A 22,004-nucleotide genomic window follows, 5' to 3' on the forward strand; every position below is an offset into this window, starting at 1 on the left:
CGCCCTTTGCGTTTTCCCGAAGAAATACTCTGCCTGATCCATCCACCAGGCGCCAACTCTTGGCTCAGTCGGGCCACTTTGAGTACAGAGCGCCTCGGTGAATCGAAAGCAGTTTTTGTGCCAACGCGTGTAACACTTTGATTTTACATGGATAGGTTCTTTCAGCAGAGGGCGCCGGCGCCCGAAATCGTTCAAAAACTGGGCAACGGCTCCAGGGGAGTTGCCAAGAAATTGAGCAATTCGGTGCAATCGGCCGGCGAGTGTACTTGACTCTTTCGGGGGCGTTATGAAATCCCGGCGATTGCGTTCATTGAAAAGAATCGCGCAGGCGAAAGGGTTTCGATCGGGGGGACTTCACGCCACCCTCCGATACAGCACCACACGTTTGTAATCCACGACCGCGTCGAAACCCGTGCGCAATGGATCCACATAAGGACTGCGGTACGCCTCTTCGTCATTGACAGTCTCGATAATGATTTGTCTGAGGGGTTGAAACGGCCGGCGCAGGAGATGATGGAGAAACCCGAGATATTCCTGCATGCGCGGGTCGTCCGGGGGTACGCGAAAGGTGAGGATCTTGCCGTTCCGCTGGGAAATCACCTCCAATTCTCTTCCCTTGTACACCAGATGCGTGCTTCCGATACGTCTCGGCAGTCCGGCCTTGAGCCCATCGAGAGGCACTCCGCACAAAGACGCGGGATCCGCGGCATTGATCCAGAAGATCCGGTCGTCCGGGAGCGCCCGTTCCAACGCGCGAAACGCTTTGTGCGATATGAATTGGGGTCCTGGGATACCCTCGAAGAAGCATCCGGACAGCAGCTCTCCGGAAAGTTCCATCAATCGCAGAGACCGGAACAGGTGGGGCCATCGAAACGCCTGGACTTCGTTGAGCAGAAGTTCCCTGAAAAGAATTCCGTACCGGTCCAGCAGCAGGCGGACGCGATCCTTGTTGCGCTCCTCGGTTTCCACCGGATCGGCCTCCAGGTCGGAACTCGGAATGCGAAACCAGCTTCCCGCCATGGGCAGGGCGCTTTTCCAACGAGAAAAAGCACTACGTCTTCCCATGCCGTGGCGTCTTTGAGCTCGATTGGCGGTTTCCGACAGTGCGGGCTCCGGCTCGAATTGATGCTCGATGCCCCTCCTCAGCACGGAGAAGGTGTCGTTGGACACTCGCCCCTCCCACACTTCCTGCCACAAATACCGAACCAGGTCGCCGGGAGAACGTCCGGACGCGCGCAGCATGGTCGAGAAATCGTAGCGGCCCATGGGATCGGGAAACAGGGCTTTCGAATCGGTGGTGTCCGAAGAATCGCCGTTCTTCGCGCCTCGATCCGTATCCGCCAGGTCCCGTGCTCCTGTAACCCCCTGCTCCTCACGCATCAGATCCAGATCCGGATCGAAATAGAACGCGACCTTGTGACCTTTGCCGCCGATCCAGGCCAGTTCCGTTTCCCGCAACATCTTGTCCAGCGTGTCGGTGTTGTAGGGATGCGCACGGGCCGGAAGGATCTCCGTTTCCCACGACTCGGCCGCCGCGAAATAGCACAGGAGTTGTTCGACACGTTCATACAAAGCTTCCGAATCCCTCGCCGGTTTGGCCACACCCTGAAAATCGGCCAGAAACACCGGCAACCACTCCGGTTCCAATGGATGAAAGGCCGGAATGTTTTCCGATCGGGCCATTCGGAGCAGGATCTCGAAATTCTCACTATCGCAGACCAGCTCTTCATCGCGATCCGAGACCAGGATTCCGGAAACGAGCTGCTTCGAATCAAGAAGTTCCTCGAGGGCGAGGGAGAGCCGCTGCCGATGGACGCCGAGGGAAGTGGCGATGAATTCCACCGTCACCGGTCCATGGAATCGCAACCACTCGCCGAGCAAAGTCGTAAGGAGTTCAGCCGCGTCTTTTTCAGGGTCTGAGGAATCCTTTCCCCTTACAGACCATACCGAACCACCGGGCGCCAACGGTTCCATCGGAACGTGATCCGATCCCGGAGACAAGGCATGCAACACAGCTGGAACGAGTTCCATCGCCGCCACGAGAGGCTGCGAAGCCTCGGGTGGAAAGAGGCGAACCAGCTTGCCGGCAACGGGCTCGAGCACAGTGTCCAAGTCGGGACCGCGGTCCCGGCGCACGGCCTCGAGCAACCGTTTCCACTCCGACTCCGGCAGGACCCAGCGTTCCTTCACCCAATCCAGAAGGTCCCGCGGCGTATCCGGAGCGTAACCCGGACTGAGTCGCCGGCGTTTCATTTCGAACCGCTCGATCAAGTCCGGCGCAATCGAAGGCCTCATGTCCGGTGAGAACACCACGTCCCGAATCAGATCGTCGCGAAGTCTGGAAGCCCGGCCCGAGTCGGCCCCGTCGCCCATGTACATGTATTCATTGACCTGCCGCCAGCTCACGCTGCGGGCCATGGGACTCGGGCGTCCGGTTCTCGCAACGGACCAGGTGATGGCGCCGGTTTCCAGTTCCGCCAGAAGCTTCTTGAGATTCTCGAGATCGAACTCGTCCTTGAGGCAGGTGCGCCAGGTCTCGAGGAGCACGGGAAAATCCTCGTACGCTGATACGGAATCCAGAAGCCTTTGGGATCGAAGCCGACTCATCCAGAGAGGCATGCGTTCATTGAACTTGTCGCGGGTCAGCAGAAGAGCTCGCCCGCTGCATTCCCTGAAGCGAGCGCCGAAAAAACCGGACTTCTCGAGCCGGCTCCTCAGCCATGTTTCAACCGTCGCAACGGTTACCAGGCTGAGAAGTTCCTCTGCGCTCACTTCGTGCGGCAGCACCAAAGCAATGCAGTCATTGCTCGTGAACATCTCGACACGCCGCCCGAAACGGGCTTCCCAGGCGGCGCCCAGAGCCATGCCGAAGGGCCGGTTTACCCGGCCGCCCCACATCGTATGCATCACCACCTGATTTCCCGGCGCCCCTCCGGGTCCCGAGTGCACGAATTCGAGCAACAGGTGATGCCGGTGAGGCAAGGAGCATCCGGTAGCTTCCTTTTGCTCTTTTAAAAATTCAATCAGTTGCCCGGCCGACGAGGCGTCCATCCGGTTTTCCTGCTGCAGGATACGGGCGTAGTCGGGATCGCCAAGGTTGGCGTCAGCTTTCTCCAAGAAGCGGGCAATACGGTCTGAAAAGTGAAAATGCCGGTTATTCTCTTCTCCCCTCCAAAACGGAGTCGCCATGGCCTTTGGATGCGCCGGCGTCACGAACACATCGTTGTGGGTGATGCGCTCGATTCTCCAATTTTGAGTGCCGATGGTGATCGTCTGTCCGATCCGGGCTTCCCAAACAAATTCCTCGTCCAGTTCTCCGATACGCGCATTGGTGTCGTGTCGCCGCAAGTGGAAATACCCGCGGTCCGGTATCATGCCCCCGGAGCCGTAGAGGGATAACAAGGCCCCCTTTCTCGCGGCCACCGTGTTATCGAGGCGGTCGATGGAAACCCGGGGCTTGAGTTCCCGAATCCGGGTGTCCGCGTATCTTCCGGCCAACATGTTCAACACCAGGTCGAAGTGGTCCCGGCTGAGGGTTCGGTAGGGATAACTGGTGCGCAGTTGCGCATACAGGGAATCCAGATCCCAGGTTTCGGTTCCAGCCATGGAAACGATGATTTGAGCGAGCACGTCCAAGGGACACTCGACCGGCCGTACCGCCTCGATGTCCTGATCGAGCACGGCTTGCGCCAGCACGGCGGCTTCCAGAAAATCTTGCGAGTGGGTGGGGAAAAGAGTTCCCCGGCTGATCTGCCCCACCTGGTGACCCGCCCGCCCGATCCTTTGGATGGCCGACGAAATCGAGGGCGGAGACTGGATGAGCACCACCTCGTCCAAGGCGCCAATGTCAATCCCCAGCTCGAGGGAATTCGTAGCCACGATGGCTTTTAGCTCACCGGCCTTGAGCCTCCGTTCCACTTCTCCCCGAATTTCCCGTGACAGAGATCCATGATGGGAATACGCAATGGCGCGATCCTCCCCAAGGTTGATCTTATACGTGATCTTTTCGCACAAGCGCCGGCTGTTCACGAACAAAAGCGTGGACCGATTTCTTCCGATGATGTTTTTGAACTCGCCCGCCAACGAGTCCCAGACCGATTTCTTATTCCATGGGTCCACGACCTCCTGAGGAAACCGCACCTGAATGTCGTAGTCCTTGGATTCTTCCGAACAAATGGTAGTGACGGATCTTGGAACATACTTCGGATGGGCCGGATTCCCTTCGAGCCGATAGCCCCCGATGAACCCGGAAACCGCCTCGAGCGGCCGAATCGTCGCAGACAGAGCGATTCGCTGGAACTCGCCCGACAGTCGTACGAGGCGATCCACGGCGGTAATGAGATGAACGTCCCGTTTGGTCCCGATCACCGCATGAATTTCATCCAGAATCACGGTGGACAGTCCCGCCAGCACGTTTCGTCCACCCAACGAACTGAGCAGCAAATTGAGGCTTTCCGGAGTCGTAATAAGGATTTCGGGCGGATGTCGCTGCATACGGAGGCGTTCGGACTGGGGGGTATCGCCGCTTCGGGTAAACACACGAATGGATGGAAACGTTTCCCCGGCCGACTCAAAGACCTGTTTCAGCCTGGATAAAGGCCCCAGCAGGTTTCTTTGAACGTCGTTGTTCAGGGCCTTTAAAGGAGAAACATACAGTACGTGGAGGTGGCCGGTGTCCCAAGTTCCGATCACGAGCTGATTCAGGGCCCACAAAAAGGCGGCGAGGGTCTTGCCGCTGCCGGTGGGAGCGCTGACGAGAAGGTGTTCCCCAGCGGCAATGCTCGGCCAGGCCTGTTTCTGCACCTCTGTAGGCGCGCCGACATTCTCGGAAAACCACTGCGAGATTCGGGGATGAAAGAGGGACAACGGATCCACAGTCAACCTCGTGGCCTCATTTCCTTCAATCGAAATCCTTGCACAGGACAAAATAGCGTTCGTTTTCGAAACATTTGAGACCCCAAAGCGCCTTGGGCAAGACAAAAGCGTCGTTCTCACCGATCCGCTTTTTCACAACCGTATTGAAAGGCTCATCAAAAATCCGACCTTTCAGGAAGGCCGGCTCGAAGTCCGACTGCCGGATCACCCATACATCTACTCCGTACGCTTTCGAAAAACGATCCACTTCCTGCCGGCTTGTGGCGTAATAGGCTTCAAACAGATCAAACAACCGTTTACGAACCTGGGCGTAGTATCCGGTGTAATACGGAAGAGCCAGCTCGCGGTTCACCAGTACCTGACGCCGGGATATCAGGGGTACATTGTCCATGACGCAAGGATGTCCGGCAATCACGACGTCTTTGGGAAGGGTGGCGAGGAAAGCCAGCATGTCCTGCTCCTCTCCGTCCAGAACGGCCACTTCGGAATCCACACGCACGATACCATGTCCCTGCACATAGGCATAGACGATGGCAAGCAGCACCACGGCCGGCCACCCTAGCCAACGCGCCCGAGGCTTTTCGGGTATAAAGCGCCGCCGTTTTTCCAGAAACGGCCTCACTGCCTCCCGAAATGGATTCGTGTTCGCTCCGATCGCGATCATAAGGGCCAATGGTATGGTGAAGCTAGTGTATCTCGAGGGAAGATAGAGCTTGAACAGCACCAGATGAGCCAAAACGAACAGAGCCAGGGACGTCCAGATGAGGTGGAACGCGGCTGATGGAAATCGCAGTTTACGGAACCCAAGGAATGCCGCCATGCCTCCCAGGATCGCAAGAAACCCCATTATCTCGCACAGACCAATTCCGCTTCGCCCCAAAAGGAAGTAGGCGAACACATTCTCCCGGAAGAACTCGGTTCTCCCATTCTCGTGAAATTCCGGCTCGGCCTTGGCCTGTTCCACGGTAATTTGCGGACCCCAGACCTCGCCGTCGCCTCCCGAGTAGATCGAGGTCAGAAAAAGAGCCGCCGCCAGGGTAACCAGGACTAAGGTGCTCGCATCCCATATCCATTTCGGGCCGAACTCTCCCCGATGGAACCGTGAAGCGAGGGCCCAGGATCCAAGGGCTAGAGAATTGGGCAGCATGGGAGGGTATAAGAGCGTTTCCATGGCCACTATGACCGCTGCGCCCCAGTAGGCGCCTTTCTGAAGAAACACCAGGAATCCCAACAAAAAAGGATAGGCGAACACTCGCGGTATTCCGCCTGAATTACCGTACAGGGAATAGAACAGGAAGAGGAGCCCGCACAACAGCCGCCCTCCCGCATCCGGAATCCATTCCCGGCTGAAGCGATCCAGGAGTCCCAAGGAACAGAGCAGCAGGACCAGCGTAAGAATACGGCTCAATGGTATCGGGTCCGTGAAATTCACGCCCAGTCTGTAAAGAAGCTTGTAGCCGATGGGGTCCAATACGTTCGACGATACGAACCGGGTCAGCAGGTCGTCCGGAAAGAGCTGGGGATCCTGGTACTTCGCCGTCCAGTACACGTGCTGGCGAGCGTCGTCGTCAACCACGATCCACGGGACACCGGGGGGGTAGTATCGGACCCACCAGCAGAACAAGGCCAGACACCATAGAAAAACGAGCCCTTTTCCGCCCGTGCTCACGTTTCCGGATTCTCTGAAGGAATGAAGTTCATGACTGGAGTGGAAAGGCGGGTCAGCGCCCGTTCCTGTGGCTTTGTTTCGAAAAGTTCCGCCCCCCATTGGGCGCGATTCCCCTGTTCCGGGTCATTTCGTCTTCAATCGAACGCCCCGTCTTACCATATGGTCTCCCGATCGGGGAATTGATACGGATTCAGCCCGCTGCACTTTATTGGCCCCGGAGAACAAACAGCGAAACGACACCCCGTGGCGATTTCTGCCCGAGCGTCCGAACATCACGAAGGCAAACGCAACAGCACTTCTTCGATGGACCAGGCTTTTTGCTGAATCTCTTCCGGGGCTTGCGGCTTTCCTTCCGGTGAAATCAAGTCGAACAGAACCTTGTCCAAACCTACCGCGCTTACTTTTCTCCAAGCCGGTTCCACGTTTTCGAAGTCGACCTTACCGTTCGGATAGATGCGCATCGAGTCGGCAATCATGATTTGACCCTGGCCGAACCGGAGCAGTATACGCTGATATTGATAGTAGTCCTTTTTCTGAACGTTCCGACTGATCCAAACGGACGCCTCCCGTCGTTTGAATTCCACTCGGGAAACGTCCAAATAGGTCTCCTGATCCTGAGTATCCCTGTAGATCAAAACCCATGGCGAACGTTCTTCCGAGCCTCCGCATCCAACGATTGAGACACAAAGGAGGACTAAATATATCAGACAGCGGCTCGCTGGTTTTACACCTTGATGCACACGAACCCTGCCAGCCGACATTCGGTTCACCGAAAGCACCTTCTCCTTCCATGGTCCGGCTATTGAGTCCAGAACCCATGGGGATCATACGTTCGAATAATCTTCAGTTCCTCCGCGGTGGGTTCCGGTGTGCGGATGATTTCAGAGGCCGTCTTCAAGTCCCATCCGGTTTCCTCCTTAACCTGGTCCGGTGAAATCGATGGGTGCACCTGGGTCAGCATCGCTTCCTTTGTAATGGAATCGAAACGCAGCACGCCCAATGTGGTGATGACGGCCTCCGGGCCCCCTCTTACAAGGCCGATATCCCTCCGCCATGTGCTTCCTGAACCGTATCCCGGCGAAGTAACGTAATCGACCTTCTCGACAAAGCGTCGCTTCTGATGAGTCATGATTATTAGAAGTTTATGACTCAATGAAGCAATATCCGCCGCACCGCCGCTGCCCGGCAAACGGACCCGACGATCCTTCTCCGGTCCGATCCAGGTCGTGTTCAAGTTCCCGAAACGGTCGATTTGGGCGCCTCCGATAAACCCCACGTCCACCCGACCCTTCTGCAGATATCCCATGACTTCCATCATATCGCCACAGAGGAGAGCATGCGCCAGGTTGGGAGGATCGCCCATGGTAACAATGGGCGCCAGCGCCGGGACGTCCCGAACAACGCCGTTCTCGAAAAGGCCAACGGCGTTCGGGGCATGGGTTTCTTTGGCCAGCAGAAAGGCCAGCAAAGGCAGCCGCATACCCACGAACACTACGTTCCCGTCCGAGATCATTCGGGCGGCCGTGGTTACCATCAGTTCACCAGGCGTATACTCCATGATTCCCTTGTCTTTCGATAGGATGGGTACTTTGAAAAGACCGGAATCCATTCTTGGTCAGTTGGGGCGGGAGTGTCAATCTTTTTCAATACGCCCTCACTCCGGGCTCTTATTTCGGTCGTGGTTATGCTAACATAATATGATCGATATGTTCGCTCTGAGAATGAGGTACAGCCGATGAAAGAATTCACACAGATACAGGCCGGGACTCTATCCGGTTTTGTAGAGGCCGAGCGTTTCTCCGTTGGGCAGTCCTACCGGGAATTGCACCTTCATGATATCTCGCCTCACCGGGGCGAACTGCCGGCAGGCATCATCTGGCCCGTAACCACCGAGGAAATTTCGAATATCCTCGCTTGGACGTACCGGAACGACATCCCCGTCACACCCTGGGGGGTCGGCACCAGTACGGAGGGAAATCCTGTTCCCACCAAGGGAGGTCTCGTGATGGACCTCTCCAGGATGGATCGCATACTCGAGATTCGCCCCCAAGATCTTCAGGCCGACGTTCAGCCCGGGGTGCTGAGAAAGGAACTGAACCGACAGACGGGCAAACACGGCCTGTTTTTCCCGCCGGATCCCGGGGCGGACGCCACCATCGGCGGCATGATCGCCAACAACGCTTCCGGAGTACAGACCATCAAGTACGGCGCCACCAAGGATTACGTATTGAGACTCACTGTTGTCCTGCCCCACGGGGAGGTCATTCAAACAGGATGCACGGCGCGCAAGTCCTCTTCCGGTTACGATCTTGCACGCCTTTTCGTCGGTTCTGAAGGCACCCTCGGGGTGATTACGGAAGCCACTCTCAGGCTGGCGGGAATTCCCGCACGCCATTTGGCCGTTACGGTAGTTTTCCCTGACTTGAAGAGCGCTTCGGAAGCCGTGGCCCTGATCATCGGTTCCGGCTTGGAACCCGCGGCCCTGGAACTTCTGACTCCCGGGCTTATAGGACTGATGAATCGGGAAAAAGGACTTGGACTGGTGGAACAGCCCTCGTTATTCTGTGAGTTTCACGGAATCAGCAATGTCACATTGAAGGAAACGTCGGATCTGGCGAAAGAGATCTGCGAGACCTGCGGCGCCACGGATTTCCGGCACGGGTTCGAGGAGGCGGAGCGTAAAGACCTCTGGCGGGCCCGGCACGAAGCCTGGGAAACGATTCACCGGGCCCACCCGAACAAGGAAACGCTGATCGTGGACGCCGCCGTCCCTATTTCGAAGTATCCGGAAATGACGGTTTTTTCCCAGCTTCTTGTGGATGAGCGCAATGTTTCCGGGTACGTTTTCGGTCATGCCGGAGACGGAAACCTGCACGTGGTCATGGCTGCAGACCCCAATGACGCGAAAGAATGGTCCAAACTGGAAGAGATCAACGAGGTGATCGTCCGGAGAGCGGTAAAACTGGGGGGAACATGCACGGGCGAACACGGCGTGGGAATCGGAAAACGAAAATTCATGGAACTGGAGCACGGCCGCAGTTACGAGCTGATGAAACGCATCAAGGATCTCCTGGATCCCAAAGGCCTGATGAATCCAGGCAAGATTTTCATGTAACCACTGGACGAAACGAGAACCGGTTGTTTGGACTCACGGCCGTTCATATGACCGAAACACGCGAGATCCATCCGCAGAAAGTCTGCATCGTTGCTCCAACCTTGACAATGCATAAAGGGCTCAAGGATAATGGAAATCGTACGATATCAGCAGGGTGATCCGGAAAACCCTTCGATCCAAGTTTTCCGGAGGCCCTCCTTTACGTCCAACCTGCATGATGTACAGGTTTCTCGAAGAAGAATTCAACCCGTTGAAACCGAGAATAAATGAGCACAAGGTTCCGTCCGGAAGAGTCCCGTTTTGGGATGATTGCCCATCATGATCCGCGTCCCGCCGTCCTGCAGGACCTTTCGGGGCTCCTTCCGTAAACCTATGCCTCAAGGAGGTGGACTTTCATGAAACGAGCTTCCCTGCCCTGTTGCGTAATTGCCGTCATTCTGGCCTTCGGCATGTGCATGGCTTCGGCGTCGGCCTACGGCGCCATCGACGGCATTTACAGACCCACGCAAAACCCGCAATCCATGAACGTATACGTCCAAACCTACACCACCGGTTCGGCGGTCATTATTCTCACTCCGGACGCCATCGCTACCTGGTACGCTTTTCTGGACACCGATTGGAAAGTCGGGATCACCAATCCCCAAGACCTCACCGACTCGGGACACTCCCTTTCCATGAGCTTTTCGTCGGACACCGAGGCTACGGCAACGCTGACCCCAGCGGGCGGAAATCCCATTCAATATTCCCTTTCCAAAGACTTTTCAGCCCCGGACGGCTCCAGCACGGCGGATGGTATCTACAAAGGCAGCCCGACCACCAATCTCTACGTGCAAACGTACTCCACCAAGGCGGCGATCCTGATTTTCAGTCCCGACGCCCGATCCTGGATGGTGTTTCTGGACACGGACTGGTCGGACGGCATTGACGTGGCGGATGATCTGGCAGGTTACGGCCACATCCTGAACATGGCGGCCACGGACTCCGATTCCTACAGCGCCGTGATACAGTTGAGCGAAGGCGGATCTCTCAGCTACGCCCTGGACAAGCAATTCTCGGCGCCGGATACGTCCCAGCCGCCGGCGGCGGACTGGACCTTCATGGTGTTCATCGCGGGGGATAACAACCTCTCGCAGGCCTTGTACTCCGATATGAACGAAATGGAGACCGCAGGCTCCACCGACAAGGCGAATGTGGTGATCCAATTCGAAGTCAGCCAAAACTACACTTCCGAACTCAAGCAGCAATTTCCGAATACTTATAGGGCGCGTGTGATAAAGGACAACGACACCTCCAATTTCACCAGTCCTGTGACCAACGTGGGGAACCTGGACATGGGAAGTCCCCAGGTCTTGGCCGACTTCATTAAATGGGCGATCCAAACCTATCCCGCAAAACGATATGCCTTGACACTCGAAGACCACGGATCCGGTTGGAAAGAGCGGGGAACCACCATGGGCGGTTTCAGGGGGCTGCTCCAGGACGAGACTTCCGGTTCGTATATGAGCGTGCCCGGACTGGCCGCCGCCCTCGAGAATGCGGGCATACACGTGGCGGTCCTCGATTTCGATCTGTGCCTCATGGCCATGTACGAAGTCGCCTACGAGCTGGCGGGATTTGCGGATTACCTGGTGTTTTCCGAGGAAACGGAGCCCGGGGACGGAAATCCATACGACACCGTACTTTCAGCCCTGGTGGCCAATCCGTCCATGTCCGCATTGGCGTTGGCCCAGCTCATTCCGGACAAGTTTCAGAATTTTTACGAGCAGGAAGGACGGTCCGTCAGTACCAAGTCCGCCTTCGATATGTCAAAGTTAACCAACCTCGACAGCGCGATGAACGCGCTGGCCCAGACGTTGAATCAGAACATAAACACGATCCGGCCCGACGTGCAGCAGGCTCGAGGTAACTCCATCGCCTACGAATTCAAGGAGAACCACGACCTGGGCGACTTTCTGGCCAAGTTGAATGCGGAAACGTCCGACCAGGAGGTCAAGACCAAGATTTCCCAAGTTCAGAGCGTGTTGAGCTCGGCCATTGTACGAAACGGAGTGCACGTCCCGTCACAACAAACCGATCCCAGATCCGGATCAACGGGCCTGGCCGTCTATCTGCCCACCCGGGAACAGGTGAGCGACCAGGATCTGGCTTCCTACAACGAGCTCGCAGTGAATCAGGTGCGCGCGGCGGAAGGCACGTGGGGAAGTTTTGTCAACCTGCTCGTCACAGGCGATGCGTCCGGTGGCCAGCAGCCCCTCGAAACAGCGGAAGGGAATTTCATCATTGACCTCTATTGGGACACGGACGCCGATCTGGACTTGTATATCTGGGAACCGGACGGGCTGATCTCCGCGCCCTGGGAAGGCGTATCCACGCCCAACGGTTTCTTCTCCGGCGATTCCGCTGAGACGGGATACTCCGAGGAGTTCTATGCCGCCGCGGAAGTGGTGGCCGTGGGCGACTATGATATTCTCGTGAATTATTGGGATAACGGGTTCTTCTCCGTGGACGCCTTGGCGGAGGTGACGGTCATCTACTCGGACGGTAGCATGGATGTGGTTCAATCCCCGATTCTGAGCCTCGGCAATCCCGCACCTATCGACTGGTACGAAAGCGATGACGAGATCGATAAAGTGCTCAACAATTTTTATAGCGACTGGTGGTACGTGGGCTACATAACCATAGGAGGCAGCGCCCAGAACCAGGTGGCGGCGATCTCGATCAGGAGTGGCGACCGCACCAAAGTTTTCAAGCCGGTTTTGAATGGGAAAAGTCTCGGCAAGAAGCGGGGATTGAAGCCCGGCATCCTGATACCGAAGCCCGCCAGATAGCGGACAAGATCAGGATTTCCTCCGGAGCTGCCCCGGGATCATCCGAGAACAAGGATTCCCGGGATCTATTAACAGCCGCCTTGGCAAGAGCCGTTGCAGGAGGCATGAGAGATGAACCGACAGACTTTGGGACTCGCGCTGATACTGGTCATGCTCCACTTCGGATGCGGGCAGGCGAACACGCCCTCTACGGAAGCCAGGGCCTTGAACGTACGGTTACCATCGAGGGACGGTTCATGGGCTGGTCCGGGTCCTGCAAAACCGCTCCCCCGGAAACCCGGAGCGACTGGATGGTGGATATCGACAAGGGGTGCCTGTACGTGTCCGGCCCCGTACCGGAGGGTTATTCCACGGTGCCCGGCTCAGCGAGCCTCGGGAAAACCATTTCCGTAACGGGCCGGGTGCTGCTGGACAAAGAACAACGTCCCTATGTCAAAACGCCGGCCCCATGACGCCGCCGGCTCGATCGAGTTTCGCTTCGAGAACCGACGCGATCGTGTTCTACCGGGGGAATCGATGGATTCGTTTCCCTCGGGTTTTCCGGCAATCACGCCGTCCGCTGAGAGGCCGCGTCCAGACGTGGACGTCAGGTCGTTGCCTGCTCAACGCTTAGCCGGGAGGTGTGGGGGGAAGTTCCAAAGAAACGCGCTTTTCTAATGTGAGCCCTTCTCCGGGCGTCACGGGTAGGCCACCAATTTAAAAACAGACGCCGCCAGACCGGCAATGGCGGCGCCCACTCCCGCCACAAACCACCATAAAAACTTGATCTGTGCTCTGGGGCAGGACGCCTGCTGCTGCCGTATTTTGGACAGGATTCCCGTTTGGGGACAGGTCTTGCCATGCTCGTCAAGTCGGCGCTCGATATTGCTAAGGCGATCGCCATCGGTCATTTTTTCCTCCCCTTAATCGCCTCCGCGAGTCCACTCCGGGTCAGCAGCCGCTCTCCGAACCAGAACCCCAGCACCAGAATCAGCGCCGGCTTGAGCAGCTCCATGTGTTCGGGGGTGAAAACCATATTCGTATACGGCAGCCGGATCCCCATCCACCCGCACACATACGCCCCGACGATCAGGTAGGTCAGCATCGGCCGGATGCTCGATCGCAGCCACACGAGCGTCTTCGGGATCTCTTTAGCCCGGCCTTCGTAGTCCAGAACAAAATTCCGGAAGGCGCTTTTCTCCTCCAAAGCCATTCGCTGAGCCATGGCGCCTGCTTCGAGTTTGGCCTTGACCTTCTCCTCCTCGCTCATACTCGCCGGGAGGAAATGATCCACCACCTTATTCACGATCCCCGTCACGCCATCGATAATCGGCAACGCTGGAGACATGTCTGTTCCTCCTGAAGGCCCGCCACGACAGCAGGCTCCGGACCGCCGTGCAGGCTGTTGAAATATATACTATGCCCCTCTGCCCGACATCCCAGGCCGCCCACAACCAGCCAGGCTGCGCCGGGATCGCCGCGATGAGCACCCACCGCTCGCGGTCCCAAATCAGCCGCATGGCCGATACGCTCCCCAGGGCCGCGATGGCAATCTGATCCCGGGTCATCGGGCCTGCCCCGGCGCTGTAGGGGCGGGCGCGTCCCGGCATAGCGCAGCGACGCCGGATTGCGAACCGCCCGTGGCCTCCGCCAACGCCGCCGTAAGGTTCTCCTTTTCTCGAGCCAGACGTGCAATGCGGTTGTTGGCCATCCGCACCATGACAATATGATTCCCAAAGGAGTTCAAGACCGCCCGAGGTATCAACCACCTTCGCCATCTCCTGATGCCGTGAGCCTCCAACTCCTTTTTCGCCAGAGCCACGGTCAAATCTACCTGATCGGCCGGCTCGATGGTGCTCCGGCCGCGCAGCGCGATGGTCAGTTCCCGCTCCCCCAGCAGATTCGCCAACTCGCCGGACGTCAAAGCATTCTCTTCCTGCGGCAAAGTGTATGCATCCATGAAATCCTCCTACGTTAACGACGCTGCCAATCCTGTTTTGACGGTTCCATCCGAATATTTTACTTTTACGTAGAGCCCGTTGAGCGCCTCGCTCAAATAGAAAGAAAAGTCCCCGTTGGATAGCTCCCCGTTGGAAACCGCCGATCCTTCCACATGCATTACCACGTGATCGGCGGGTCGTAGGTATACATTACCCACGGACTGATCGAAAGTGATATAGTTGGAAGCGTCCCGACCAAATGATTCGGCGAAAACTGAGGACCAGTAATAGGCGGAATCGCCTAAATCCAGCGTTCCGCCGGAAATGGGATCAATATCTTTATATGCTAGGATCTTTCCGCTTTGAACATTTAGGACGTTGCTGCCACTGATATTGAATAAAGCGGATGGGACTCCCACGCCAGAAACGTAAAAATAGATTTCTCCAAACCCGTATGATGGCGTACCAAGAGAAAGTTTTCTTAATCCATCAGTATGCGGTCTAAAGACTAATTCACTGGAAGAACCGGAATCATATATCCTGCACTTATCTGTCCCGCTATAAGTGAACACAATTTCGGCCGGGTTTGATGGGTCACCCGTCAGAATAATATCGCCACCCGCCGCCATGGTGAGCTTGTTTCCACCCGAGATCCCGATATCGGCGGTGATGGTTCCGGCCGTGATCTTATCCGCCGTCAGGCTCGCTATTTTCGCGCTCTCGATGGTCCCGTTCGCGATATGGGCATTAGTGACCTGCAGACTTCCAATATGAGCCGACGTGATCTGAGCGCTGCCGATCTTTGCCGAGGTGATGGCCGCGTTCGCAATCTGCGTGGTGCCCACGGCCCCATCGCCGATGTCTCCGCTGCCCGCCTTGCGGGGAGTCCCCGCAACCCCGGCGCACGGGGAGCTTTCGTTCCCCGTCAGATCCAGCGCCGAAACCGTGTAGGTGTAGGCGGTTCCCATCGTCAGGCCCGTGGCGTCCACGAAGCGGCTGACGTCCACCCGGGCGATCTCCGTGCCGCCCCGGCGCACCACATACCGCGCGAAATCGGCCTCCGTGTTATCGTTCCAATCGAGCGAACAATTTCCCACGTTGCCGGTCACCGCCAGCCCTGTAGGCACGCCCGGCGCGCTCGCATCCCCCGGAGCCAACTGCGCCGAAAGTGTCGGATTGGTCTCGGACTCGATCCCGAACCCGTTCACCGCCACGGCGACCAGGTCGTATTCCATGCCCGGCGTCAACCCGTCCATGCGCGCCTGCCATAGGCCCGATCCCTGATCCTCGGCGTCCTGCCAAGTGTACACCTCTTCGCCGTTGACTCGCCGCCCGAACTTCATCCTCGAAAAATTCTCGGCATCCTCGGTCCCCTGCACCGCCTCGACCACAAAATACGCCAGGGTGTTGCCGTCCCCGGCCTGGTACGTCCCCGTCGAATCGATGGCCAAATCCGTCGGATCGTCCGGAGGCGTCCGGCTCCAGTCCGTGGTGCCCGAGTCCCCGCCGTCCCCCGGCAACGTCCCCGCATCGTACGTGTAGATATCCTCGGAATAGACCGACGCCGTGACCTCGACCCGGCTCCTCGACTTCCGTATCCGTTCGATGCGGTACAGCGCCCCGTCGATATGCCGGGCCGGAACGTACAGCGTAATCGCGTCCCCCACGCTCAGGCTCCGGGCGTCCTGCCCCAGCGTCAAATCGATCCGTTCGGCCGCATACGTGAGCAGCCGCTGCCGGAAACACGCGATCCGATCCGCCGTTTCCTTGTCCTGTACGTAGTTTAGCCGCTCGACGCGGCCCTCGCCGAAATCCGCGTTGACCGTCCTCGATTCGGTCATGAACTCGAATTTGGCGTCCCCGTCCGGAGCATACTCGAAGCTTATCGTTTTCACCGCCTCCCGCACGGAAGGCCAATACCGATCGCCCACCTCGATAATGTTCGTTTGCCGCCCGGCGGTGCCTTGCGTGAACGTGGCCGCGCTCGTGGAGTCATATGCCCCGTCCACCTCGATGGTCCATTCGCCGTCCGCGTTTCGGTCGAGCCGCCCCCTGCAATAACTCAGCAGTTCGTCCACCACTTCCTTGGTCTTGACGGCCGCCGAAAGGGGAACGTCGCACAAAAGCGCATCGATGGCCGAAACCGCCGCCGCTGCCTCGAAGCTCGCGGCATTCACGCTCTGATCCCGTCCCCAGGTCCCGTCCGACAGAATGTGCTCGATCAGGGTCACCGGGTTGCGCTCGGCCTCCGTGCCGCCCAGCTCCAACCCGTACCAGTCCGCCTTCAGCTCGTAATATCGCCCCGAAAAATCCCGCTGCTGCCAGCCGTTGCCCGTGAATTTGACCGATGCGTACCCCTCGTATGGTGAGCCTGTCGAACCATCGTAACAGACGACCGTCGCATCCATCTCGGTTTCGCCCACAACCACATCGTCACGGTAAATGACGGCCGTGCTCATCTTATTGACGTTGTTGGTCTCCGTGGTCCCGAAACCCACCAAGTAATGAGCCTCGTTGTTGACATAGTCCTCTTTGATCAGCGTGAGCGGCAGTTTGCGGCACCGGCCGAGGGGAATATTGATTGTCCGGCCGATGGACTCCTGAGGTGCGTCCTCGAACTCTTCGACCGTCACCGTCTTCGAACCGAGCAACCCCTCCAACAGGTCCGGATCGCGAAACGTCACCGTGAGCGATGCTTCCTTGCCCACGGAAAACGAATCGACCTTGCCGATCAGTCGATATACCTGCTCGGACGTCAGACGCGTCCTCGATGCTGCCCCGGCCCACGAAACTCCCGCCTCCCAGGCCACCCCGGCCTCCCATGATCGCGCCTGACCCACCGTCAACGTCTCGGTATCGAAATCCGCCCTCGTAATCGTGACCCGGGCCCCGCGAATGTCCACCGGCGTGTCCCCGAAAAACGTGTCCGTCAGCTCGCCGGCGAAATCGTTCAATCGAATGGATACGTCCCCGTGGTCCAGGTACCCATACAACAGCTCCGTAGCCGCCTCGGACACGTCCGGAAACTCGGCCACGCCCCGGTAGAACGCCTCATCCGAATCGTAGGAATCCACCGACGAATAGCGGTAATGCGTCGCGGCCTTGATAATGTCGATGAGAATAATTGGAGTTGTAGGCATATGTTATGTGTGTTTCTCGGGGGATGCACCGCATCCCCCGACCCCTCTATTGTTGCGGTCCTTTTGGGATCGCCGGGCGATCCCAAAAGGACCGCCGCATGGGGGTCTGGGGGCCATCGGCCCCCGGAGGTTTATCTCCCCTCCAGCGCTTCTACGCGCTGGGCCAATTCTTGAAACCCCTTGGTCAGCAGGCTCACCATATTGGACAGGTTACGCCGCCGGACGGTCTTCTTATCCTCGACCGTCTCGACCAGCACCCCGGCGGGCAGGGTTCCGTGATCCAACTCGCCCCAGCCGCGGCCGTCCACGGTGTCCGGCTTGGCCGAAATGCTTCGGATGGCCGCGACCGCATCCCCGGCGAACGCAGGGGTCCGGTCGGTGAACGTGGCCGCCGAGCAATCGCCGAGGATATACAGATTTCCAGCGTCCGCCGTCAGGTACATGGCGATCCCCGCGGCCCCGTCCGTGAACCATTGGAGCCGTGTCTGGTTATTGGGGATATAGTACAGCCATTGGACATTGTACGAGCCGCCCGATTGATTCCGCTGGAGCATGTTTCCAACGGACTGGTTCGCCGAATGGACGATGCGGATGTACTGCGCCCCGGCCCTCGAACACGCCAGGTCCAGCGGGTAGGTGGCCGCCGAATTGTTCAACGTCACACTGCCCGTGGTCACGAAATTGGACGTTGCGTTGGTCCAGTCGATATGCTCGTTGGCCACGAATCCGGTTAGGCTGTCGTGGTTGAAATCGCTTTCGATGATCGCCGCGGTGGCTTCTTTCCACCGGCCGTTATTGGCCCCGGCATCATCGGGCTTGATCACGTACGGATGAGCCGCAACGGTTTCCGCCGCGCTCGCCGTTCCGTCATACCGGAACACATAAAACCGCTGCGACACCGTCGCGAACGCCATGTCCCCGTCCGCCGCGCCACCCTCGAACCACGTAATCGCATCCAGTGCGTTCGCGCCCCCGCCGGTCAATGCCGTGCATTCGTATACGTTCATGCTGCCTCTCGGTGGGACAGGCGTCCCGCCTGTCTGTTCATCGGGCGCATCGCGATGCGCCCCTACAATTATTTAACCGACGCCCCGTTTTGTAGGGGCGGTTCGTCGCAAATCCCGAGCACCGTCGAGGGGCGAACCGCCCACGCGGCGTCCGCCAAAATCATGTTCTCCAATCTTCGTTCCATCGTCCATCCGGCCGGCAAAAAATCGTCCGATCGCCACACGAACCCGAGCAGGGCCACCGGTGTTTTGCCGTACGATCCGCACGCGTCCCAGATTTGTTGGATCATATTCCACTTGGCCGCGTCGGTTGCGTTCGGATTGATGTGGTTGGCTTCCGTAACGATCCACGGCTTATCCCCCGTGCGGGAAGCTATGCCGTGAATCGCACGTTCATCGTCGCTGTCGATATCGTCCGCATAGTAGTGAAAATTGAACAGGTCCGTGTATTCGAGCATGCCTGCGGCGATGAGCCGTTTCGTTACCCCGTTGAAGTAGGTTTCCGTAATGGACGTAATGCCCGAATTGAGCACCAGGACGTCCGGATCGATGGCTTTAATGATCGCGCGCGTATCGCGCAGGAATGTCACGTATTCGGCCTCGGTGATCTGTTGGCCCGTGGGTCCGACCATCCACCGGCTGGGCTCCCACGCTTCGTTCCAGATTTGCCAGGCGTAGACCTTGCCTTTGCCCTGGGCGGCCATCCGTTCGACATAGGGCGTCCAATCTTCCCGAAACCATCGTTCGTCCGTAGGGCCGGGATCCGCGTAATTCGAATACCGGGTGGTGTCCTCGATGCGGCCGATCAATTTGATGCCGAACGCGTCGCAATAATCGATCAGGTCGAATACGTGAGGCCTCGTGTCGTCGCGGTCCACCCACCATTTGAAGAAATTGGTGACCGCCCACGCGCCCATCGCGTTCATGCGACGGAAATCGTCCTCTCCGAGATACCGAAATTCGATCTGTTGCGCGGGATCCAGCGAAATGCCGTACGCCCGCGCCAGGGGAAACCACCCATGTGGGTCGATCGATTTAATCGCCGGCGATTCGACCTGGTACATTTCCACCGGCAACACGTGCGCCCCAAACCGGTCGTGCGTCAATGGCGCCTCGGGCGTCCCGCCGTCCCCTCCGCACGCCGGGATGAACGCCAAAACCGCGCAGAGAATCAACACCCAACGTAGGGGCGCTTCGCGAAGCGCCCTCGCGAAAACCCTACCGATTCGTGTGATCCCGTGTCTCATGGTTTTCCTCCCCTGGGAACGCCGAGCCCCGGCTCGGCTCTTCGCGGGCGGTTCTCGAACCGCCCCTACGGGTGTCGGTTTGTTGTTCCGTAGGGGCGACCGGCAGTCGCCCTGTTTTCGGGCGAATGCCATTCGCCCCTACATCCCCTGGGAACGCCGAGCCCCTACACAATTTCCACCAATTTCCATCGATTCGTCGAAAAATAACTATCCGCCTCCCACTTGATGCTCAGCGGTTTTTGAATGCGCACCAGGTACGCCTTTTCCGTGCCGCCGCTGTGCCACCCGTTCTCGTAGAAGATGAACGGTTGCCCCGGCTGCACGGCGTTGATGGCGTGAAATGTGGCCTCGTGGGTCTGCCTGGCCTGGAATTCGAGTTCCGCCTCGAACCGCATGCACAGGCCCAGGATCAAGGTCTCGATGCCGCCGCCGTCCAGCTCGACCTCTTCGTGAGGCCATCCCGGCGCGCGTTCGTAATTGTATTGGGGGTTGATGGGCAGTTCCGCCGCCGTGGACATCAACGCCACGACCCCGATGCGATAGAATCCCTCGCCGTCCGTGCGGGTTTGCACGGGAATGACCAGGCGCATGTACCGATAGGCGAAGCCGGTCAGCGCGATAAAGGCTTTGCGTTTGAGCAGCTCGGCGTCCTGTGCGATGGTGGCTGCCAGGGTGAAGGACGGCGCTCCCCACGAATCCGTTTCGTTCCCCTGGATCGTCATGGACGTGAAATTCACGCCGCCGATATAGACCGCCGCTATGGCCGTGGCCGCCGCGCCCGTGTCCAGCACGATGGTCGTCTGCAGCGCGTTGGTCGACCGATACTCGGCGCTCGGTTTCGACAGGTCAGCGATATTCTCCGCCGGAAATGACGCGTGCTCCGTCGACGCCGTGGGCGTGAAGTCTACGAACGAGTATGAGAGAATGAAATTGGACATCGTCGATCCTGCTATCGGGCGATTCTCGAATCGCCCCTACAAAACATTCGCGCCCCGATCCGTAGGGGCGGTTCGCGAACCGCCCTGTTCCTGGGCGAATGTTATTCGCCCCTACGCTGTTTCAAATCCCAAACATCCCGCACGATGGGAAACGACATCATGAAATCGTCCGGCTCGGCGCCGTCCAGAATCTCCCGGATCGCCTCTAATTGCGCGTTGGCTATGACCAACCGATTCTCCAATTCCCGTATTCTCTCGGACATCGATGCCCCCCTGGGAACGCCGAGCCCCGGCTCGGCATATTTCGGGCGAATGCTATTCGCCCCTACCATTTCTAAAAACTCGGCAACGGCAACACGGCCAGCCCGGTGGCCATACCCGCCGGCCGTTTTCGATGGTCATAGGACGTCAGGGCGTATTCGTTGGTCATGCCGCCGAAATCGTTGAACGCCTTGATTTTCCATTCGATCTTCCTATCCTCGGGCACGTTCTCCCAGACGTATTCCGTCACGTTCCCGACGTCCCGCGCCTCCCACGTGGCCCCACCGTCCACGGTCATGGACAGCGTGTATCCCGTGGCGCGCGCCGCCGGATCCCAGGACAATCTGACATCCTCGGCCTGGGCCTCAACAGCCATCCCAACAGACACCAGCAAACAGATTAACCAACAGATTCGTTTCATTGTGTTCCTCCCCTGGGAGCGCCGAGCCCCGGCTCGGCAAATGGGCGGTTCGTCGTAGATCCTGAGCCCAGTCGAAGGGCGAACCGCCCCTACAACGTTCCCCCCTGCGATCGGTCCGGATCGTGAAACGATACGGGACGATCGCCGCAACAGGCGGTCCGGGGGACCGCCGGTCCCCCGGCGTCTTCTTCTATTTCATCGGTTTCAAATTCCGATCCCACAAAATCCCCTCCGAATCCTCGGGCCGAAATCGGCCGGGATACATCTCCTCGAGCTGCTCGGGCGTGACCAGGTTCTCGGCCGCGTAGAACCACACGGGCAGGCCGAACGTGTCGAACGTGTCCAGGTCAAAATACCGGCGCAGGTGCACACCGTGGACCTGGATGGCCCGCAGAATTTCATTGTACGCGATGGCCCGGACGGCCTCCTCGGTTTCGGGCGATAGCGCGGACAGGTCCGCTTCGGTCAACGGGATCAGATGAAAAACGATCTCCCGATCATAATTCACGCGTACGTCCGTCAAATCCGCCTCGGGCGGAAACTCGATAATGAAATGGGCGTTCTCGGCGAACTCCCCGGCTTGC

At 58.3% G+C, this 22,004-nt stretch carries 18 protein-coding genes; 3 read left to right on the forward strand and 15 right to left on the reverse strand.

The genetic code is table 11. The features are described 5' to 3' along the window. Positions 1-354: 354 nt before the first annotated feature. The 4 genes from HY788_06765 to HY788_06780 form a co-directional block, all read right to left on the reverse strand. A complete protein-coding gene (locus tag HY788_06765; GenBank protein MBI4773869.1) occupies positions 355-4,875 on the reverse strand; it encodes a DEAD/DEAH box helicase in 4,521 nt (1,506 codons plus the stop codon). A 25-nt stretch (positions 4,876-4,900) separates the two neighbouring features. After that, complete coding sequence (locus tag HY788_06770; protein ID MBI4773870.1) at positions 4,901-6,643, reverse strand: hypothetical protein; 1,743 nt, start codon at positions 6,641-6,643, stop codon at positions 4,901-4,903. A gap of 173 nt (positions 6,644-6,816) precedes the next feature. Next, the gene (locus HY788_06775; GenBank protein ID MBI4773871.1) at positions 6,817-7,143 is read right to left on the reverse strand and encodes a hypothetical protein; all 327 of its coding nucleotides are present in this window, start codon (positions 7,141-7,143) and stop codon (positions 6,817-6,819) included. A gap of 200 nt (positions 7,144-7,343) precedes the next feature. Continuing rightward, positions 7,344-8,102, reverse strand: a complete 759-nt coding sequence (locus HY788_06780) for a CoA-transferase (GenBank protein ID MBI4773872.1) — start codon at positions 8,100-8,102, stop codon at positions 7,344-7,346. Positions 8,103-8,279: 177 nt separating this feature from the next. Here HY788_06780 and HY788_06785 point away from each other — a divergent pair, with 177 nt between their 5' ends. The 3 genes from HY788_06785 (at position 8,280) to HY788_06795 (ending at position 12,939) form a co-directional block, all read left to right on the forward strand. After that, positions 8,280-9,659, forward strand: coding sequence for an FAD-binding oxidoreductase (locus HY788_06785; protein ID MBI4773873.1), 1,380 nt, complete (start codon positions 8,280-8,282; stop codon positions 9,657-9,659). Positions 9,660-10,054: 395 nt separating this feature from the next. Then, on the forward strand, positions 10,055-12,487 hold the full coding sequence (locus HY788_06790; protein MBI4773874.1) for a hypothetical protein: 2,433 nt from the start codon (positions 10,055-10,057) through the stop codon (positions 12,485-12,487). Positions 12,488-12,591: 104 nt separating this feature from the next. Next, the gene (locus tag HY788_06795) at positions 12,592-12,939 is read left to right on the forward strand and encodes a hypothetical protein (GenBank protein ID MBI4773875.1); all 348 of its coding nucleotides are present in this window, start codon (positions 12,592-12,594) and stop codon (positions 12,937-12,939) included. A 225-nt stretch (positions 12,940-13,164) separates the two neighbouring features. Here HY788_06795 and HY788_06800 read toward each other — a convergent pair whose 3' ends face one another. The 11 genes from HY788_06800 to HY788_06850 form a co-directional block, all read right to left on the reverse strand. After that, positions 13,165-13,377, reverse strand: a complete 213-nt coding sequence (locus HY788_06800) for a hypothetical protein (protein MBI4773876.1) — start codon at positions 13,375-13,377, stop codon at positions 13,165-13,167. Next, complete coding sequence (locus HY788_06805; GenBank protein MBI4773877.1) at positions 13,374-13,814, reverse strand: hypothetical protein; 441 nt, start codon at positions 13,812-13,814, stop codon at positions 13,374-13,376. Before HY788_06805 ends, HY788_06800 begins: the two co-directional genes overlap by 4 nt. Beyond that, on the reverse strand, positions 13,765-14,034 hold the full coding sequence (locus HY788_06810) for a hypothetical protein (protein ID MBI4773878.1): 270 nt from the start codon (positions 14,032-14,034) through the stop codon (positions 13,765-13,767). The genes HY788_06805 and HY788_06810 overlap by 50 nt, the downstream gene beginning before the upstream one ends. Next, positions 14,031-14,426 carry a hypothetical protein gene (locus HY788_06815; protein MBI4773879.1) on the reverse strand — a complete coding sequence of 132 codons (396 nt, stop codon included), beginning with the start codon at positions 14,424-14,426 and terminating at the stop codon, positions 14,031-14,033. The genes HY788_06810 and HY788_06815 overlap by 4 nt, the downstream gene beginning before the upstream one ends. A 9-nt stretch (positions 14,427-14,435) precedes the next feature. Next, on the reverse strand, positions 14,436-17,546 hold the full coding sequence (locus HY788_06820; protein MBI4773880.1) for a hypothetical protein: 3,111 nt from the start codon (positions 17,544-17,546) through the stop codon (positions 14,436-14,438). Between the two features lie 131 nt (positions 17,547-17,677). Beyond that, positions 17,678-18,553 (reverse strand): hypothetical protein, encoded by an 876-nt coding sequence (locus tag HY788_06825; protein ID MBI4773881.1) that lies wholly within the window; start codon positions 18,551-18,553, stop codon positions 17,678-17,680. Positions 18,554-18,621: 68 nt separating this feature from the next. Then, positions 18,622-19,800 carry a hypothetical protein gene (locus HY788_06830; GenBank protein ID MBI4773882.1) on the reverse strand — a complete coding sequence of 393 codons (1,179 nt, stop codon included), beginning with the start codon at positions 19,798-19,800 and terminating at the stop codon, positions 18,622-18,624. 164 nt (positions 19,801-19,964) lie between these two features. Then, positions 19,965-20,738 (reverse strand): hypothetical protein, encoded by a 774-nt coding sequence (locus HY788_06835; protein ID MBI4773883.1) that lies wholly within the window; start codon positions 20,736-20,738, stop codon positions 19,965-19,967. Positions 20,739-20,839: 101 nt separating this feature from the next. Beyond that, positions 20,840-21,001, reverse strand: coding sequence for a hypothetical protein (locus HY788_06840; protein ID MBI4773884.1), 162 nt, complete (start codon positions 20,999-21,001; stop codon positions 20,840-20,842). Positions 21,002-21,072: 71 nt separating this feature from the next. Then, positions 21,073-21,420: a hypothetical protein gene (locus tag HY788_06845; GenBank protein ID MBI4773885.1), complete on the reverse strand. Its 348-nt coding sequence runs from the start codon at positions 21,418-21,420 to the stop codon at positions 21,073-21,075. Between the two features lie 190 nt (positions 21,421-21,610). Beyond that, the coding region (locus tag HY788_06850) for a hypothetical protein (protein ID MBI4773886.1) at positions 21,611-22,004 on the reverse strand (394 nt) is incomplete at its 5' end.

This window comes from Deltaproteobacteria bacterium (assembly GCA_016208165.1).
Classification (GTDB): Bacteria; Desulfobacterota; Desulfarculia; order JACQYL01; family JACQYL01; genus JACQYL01.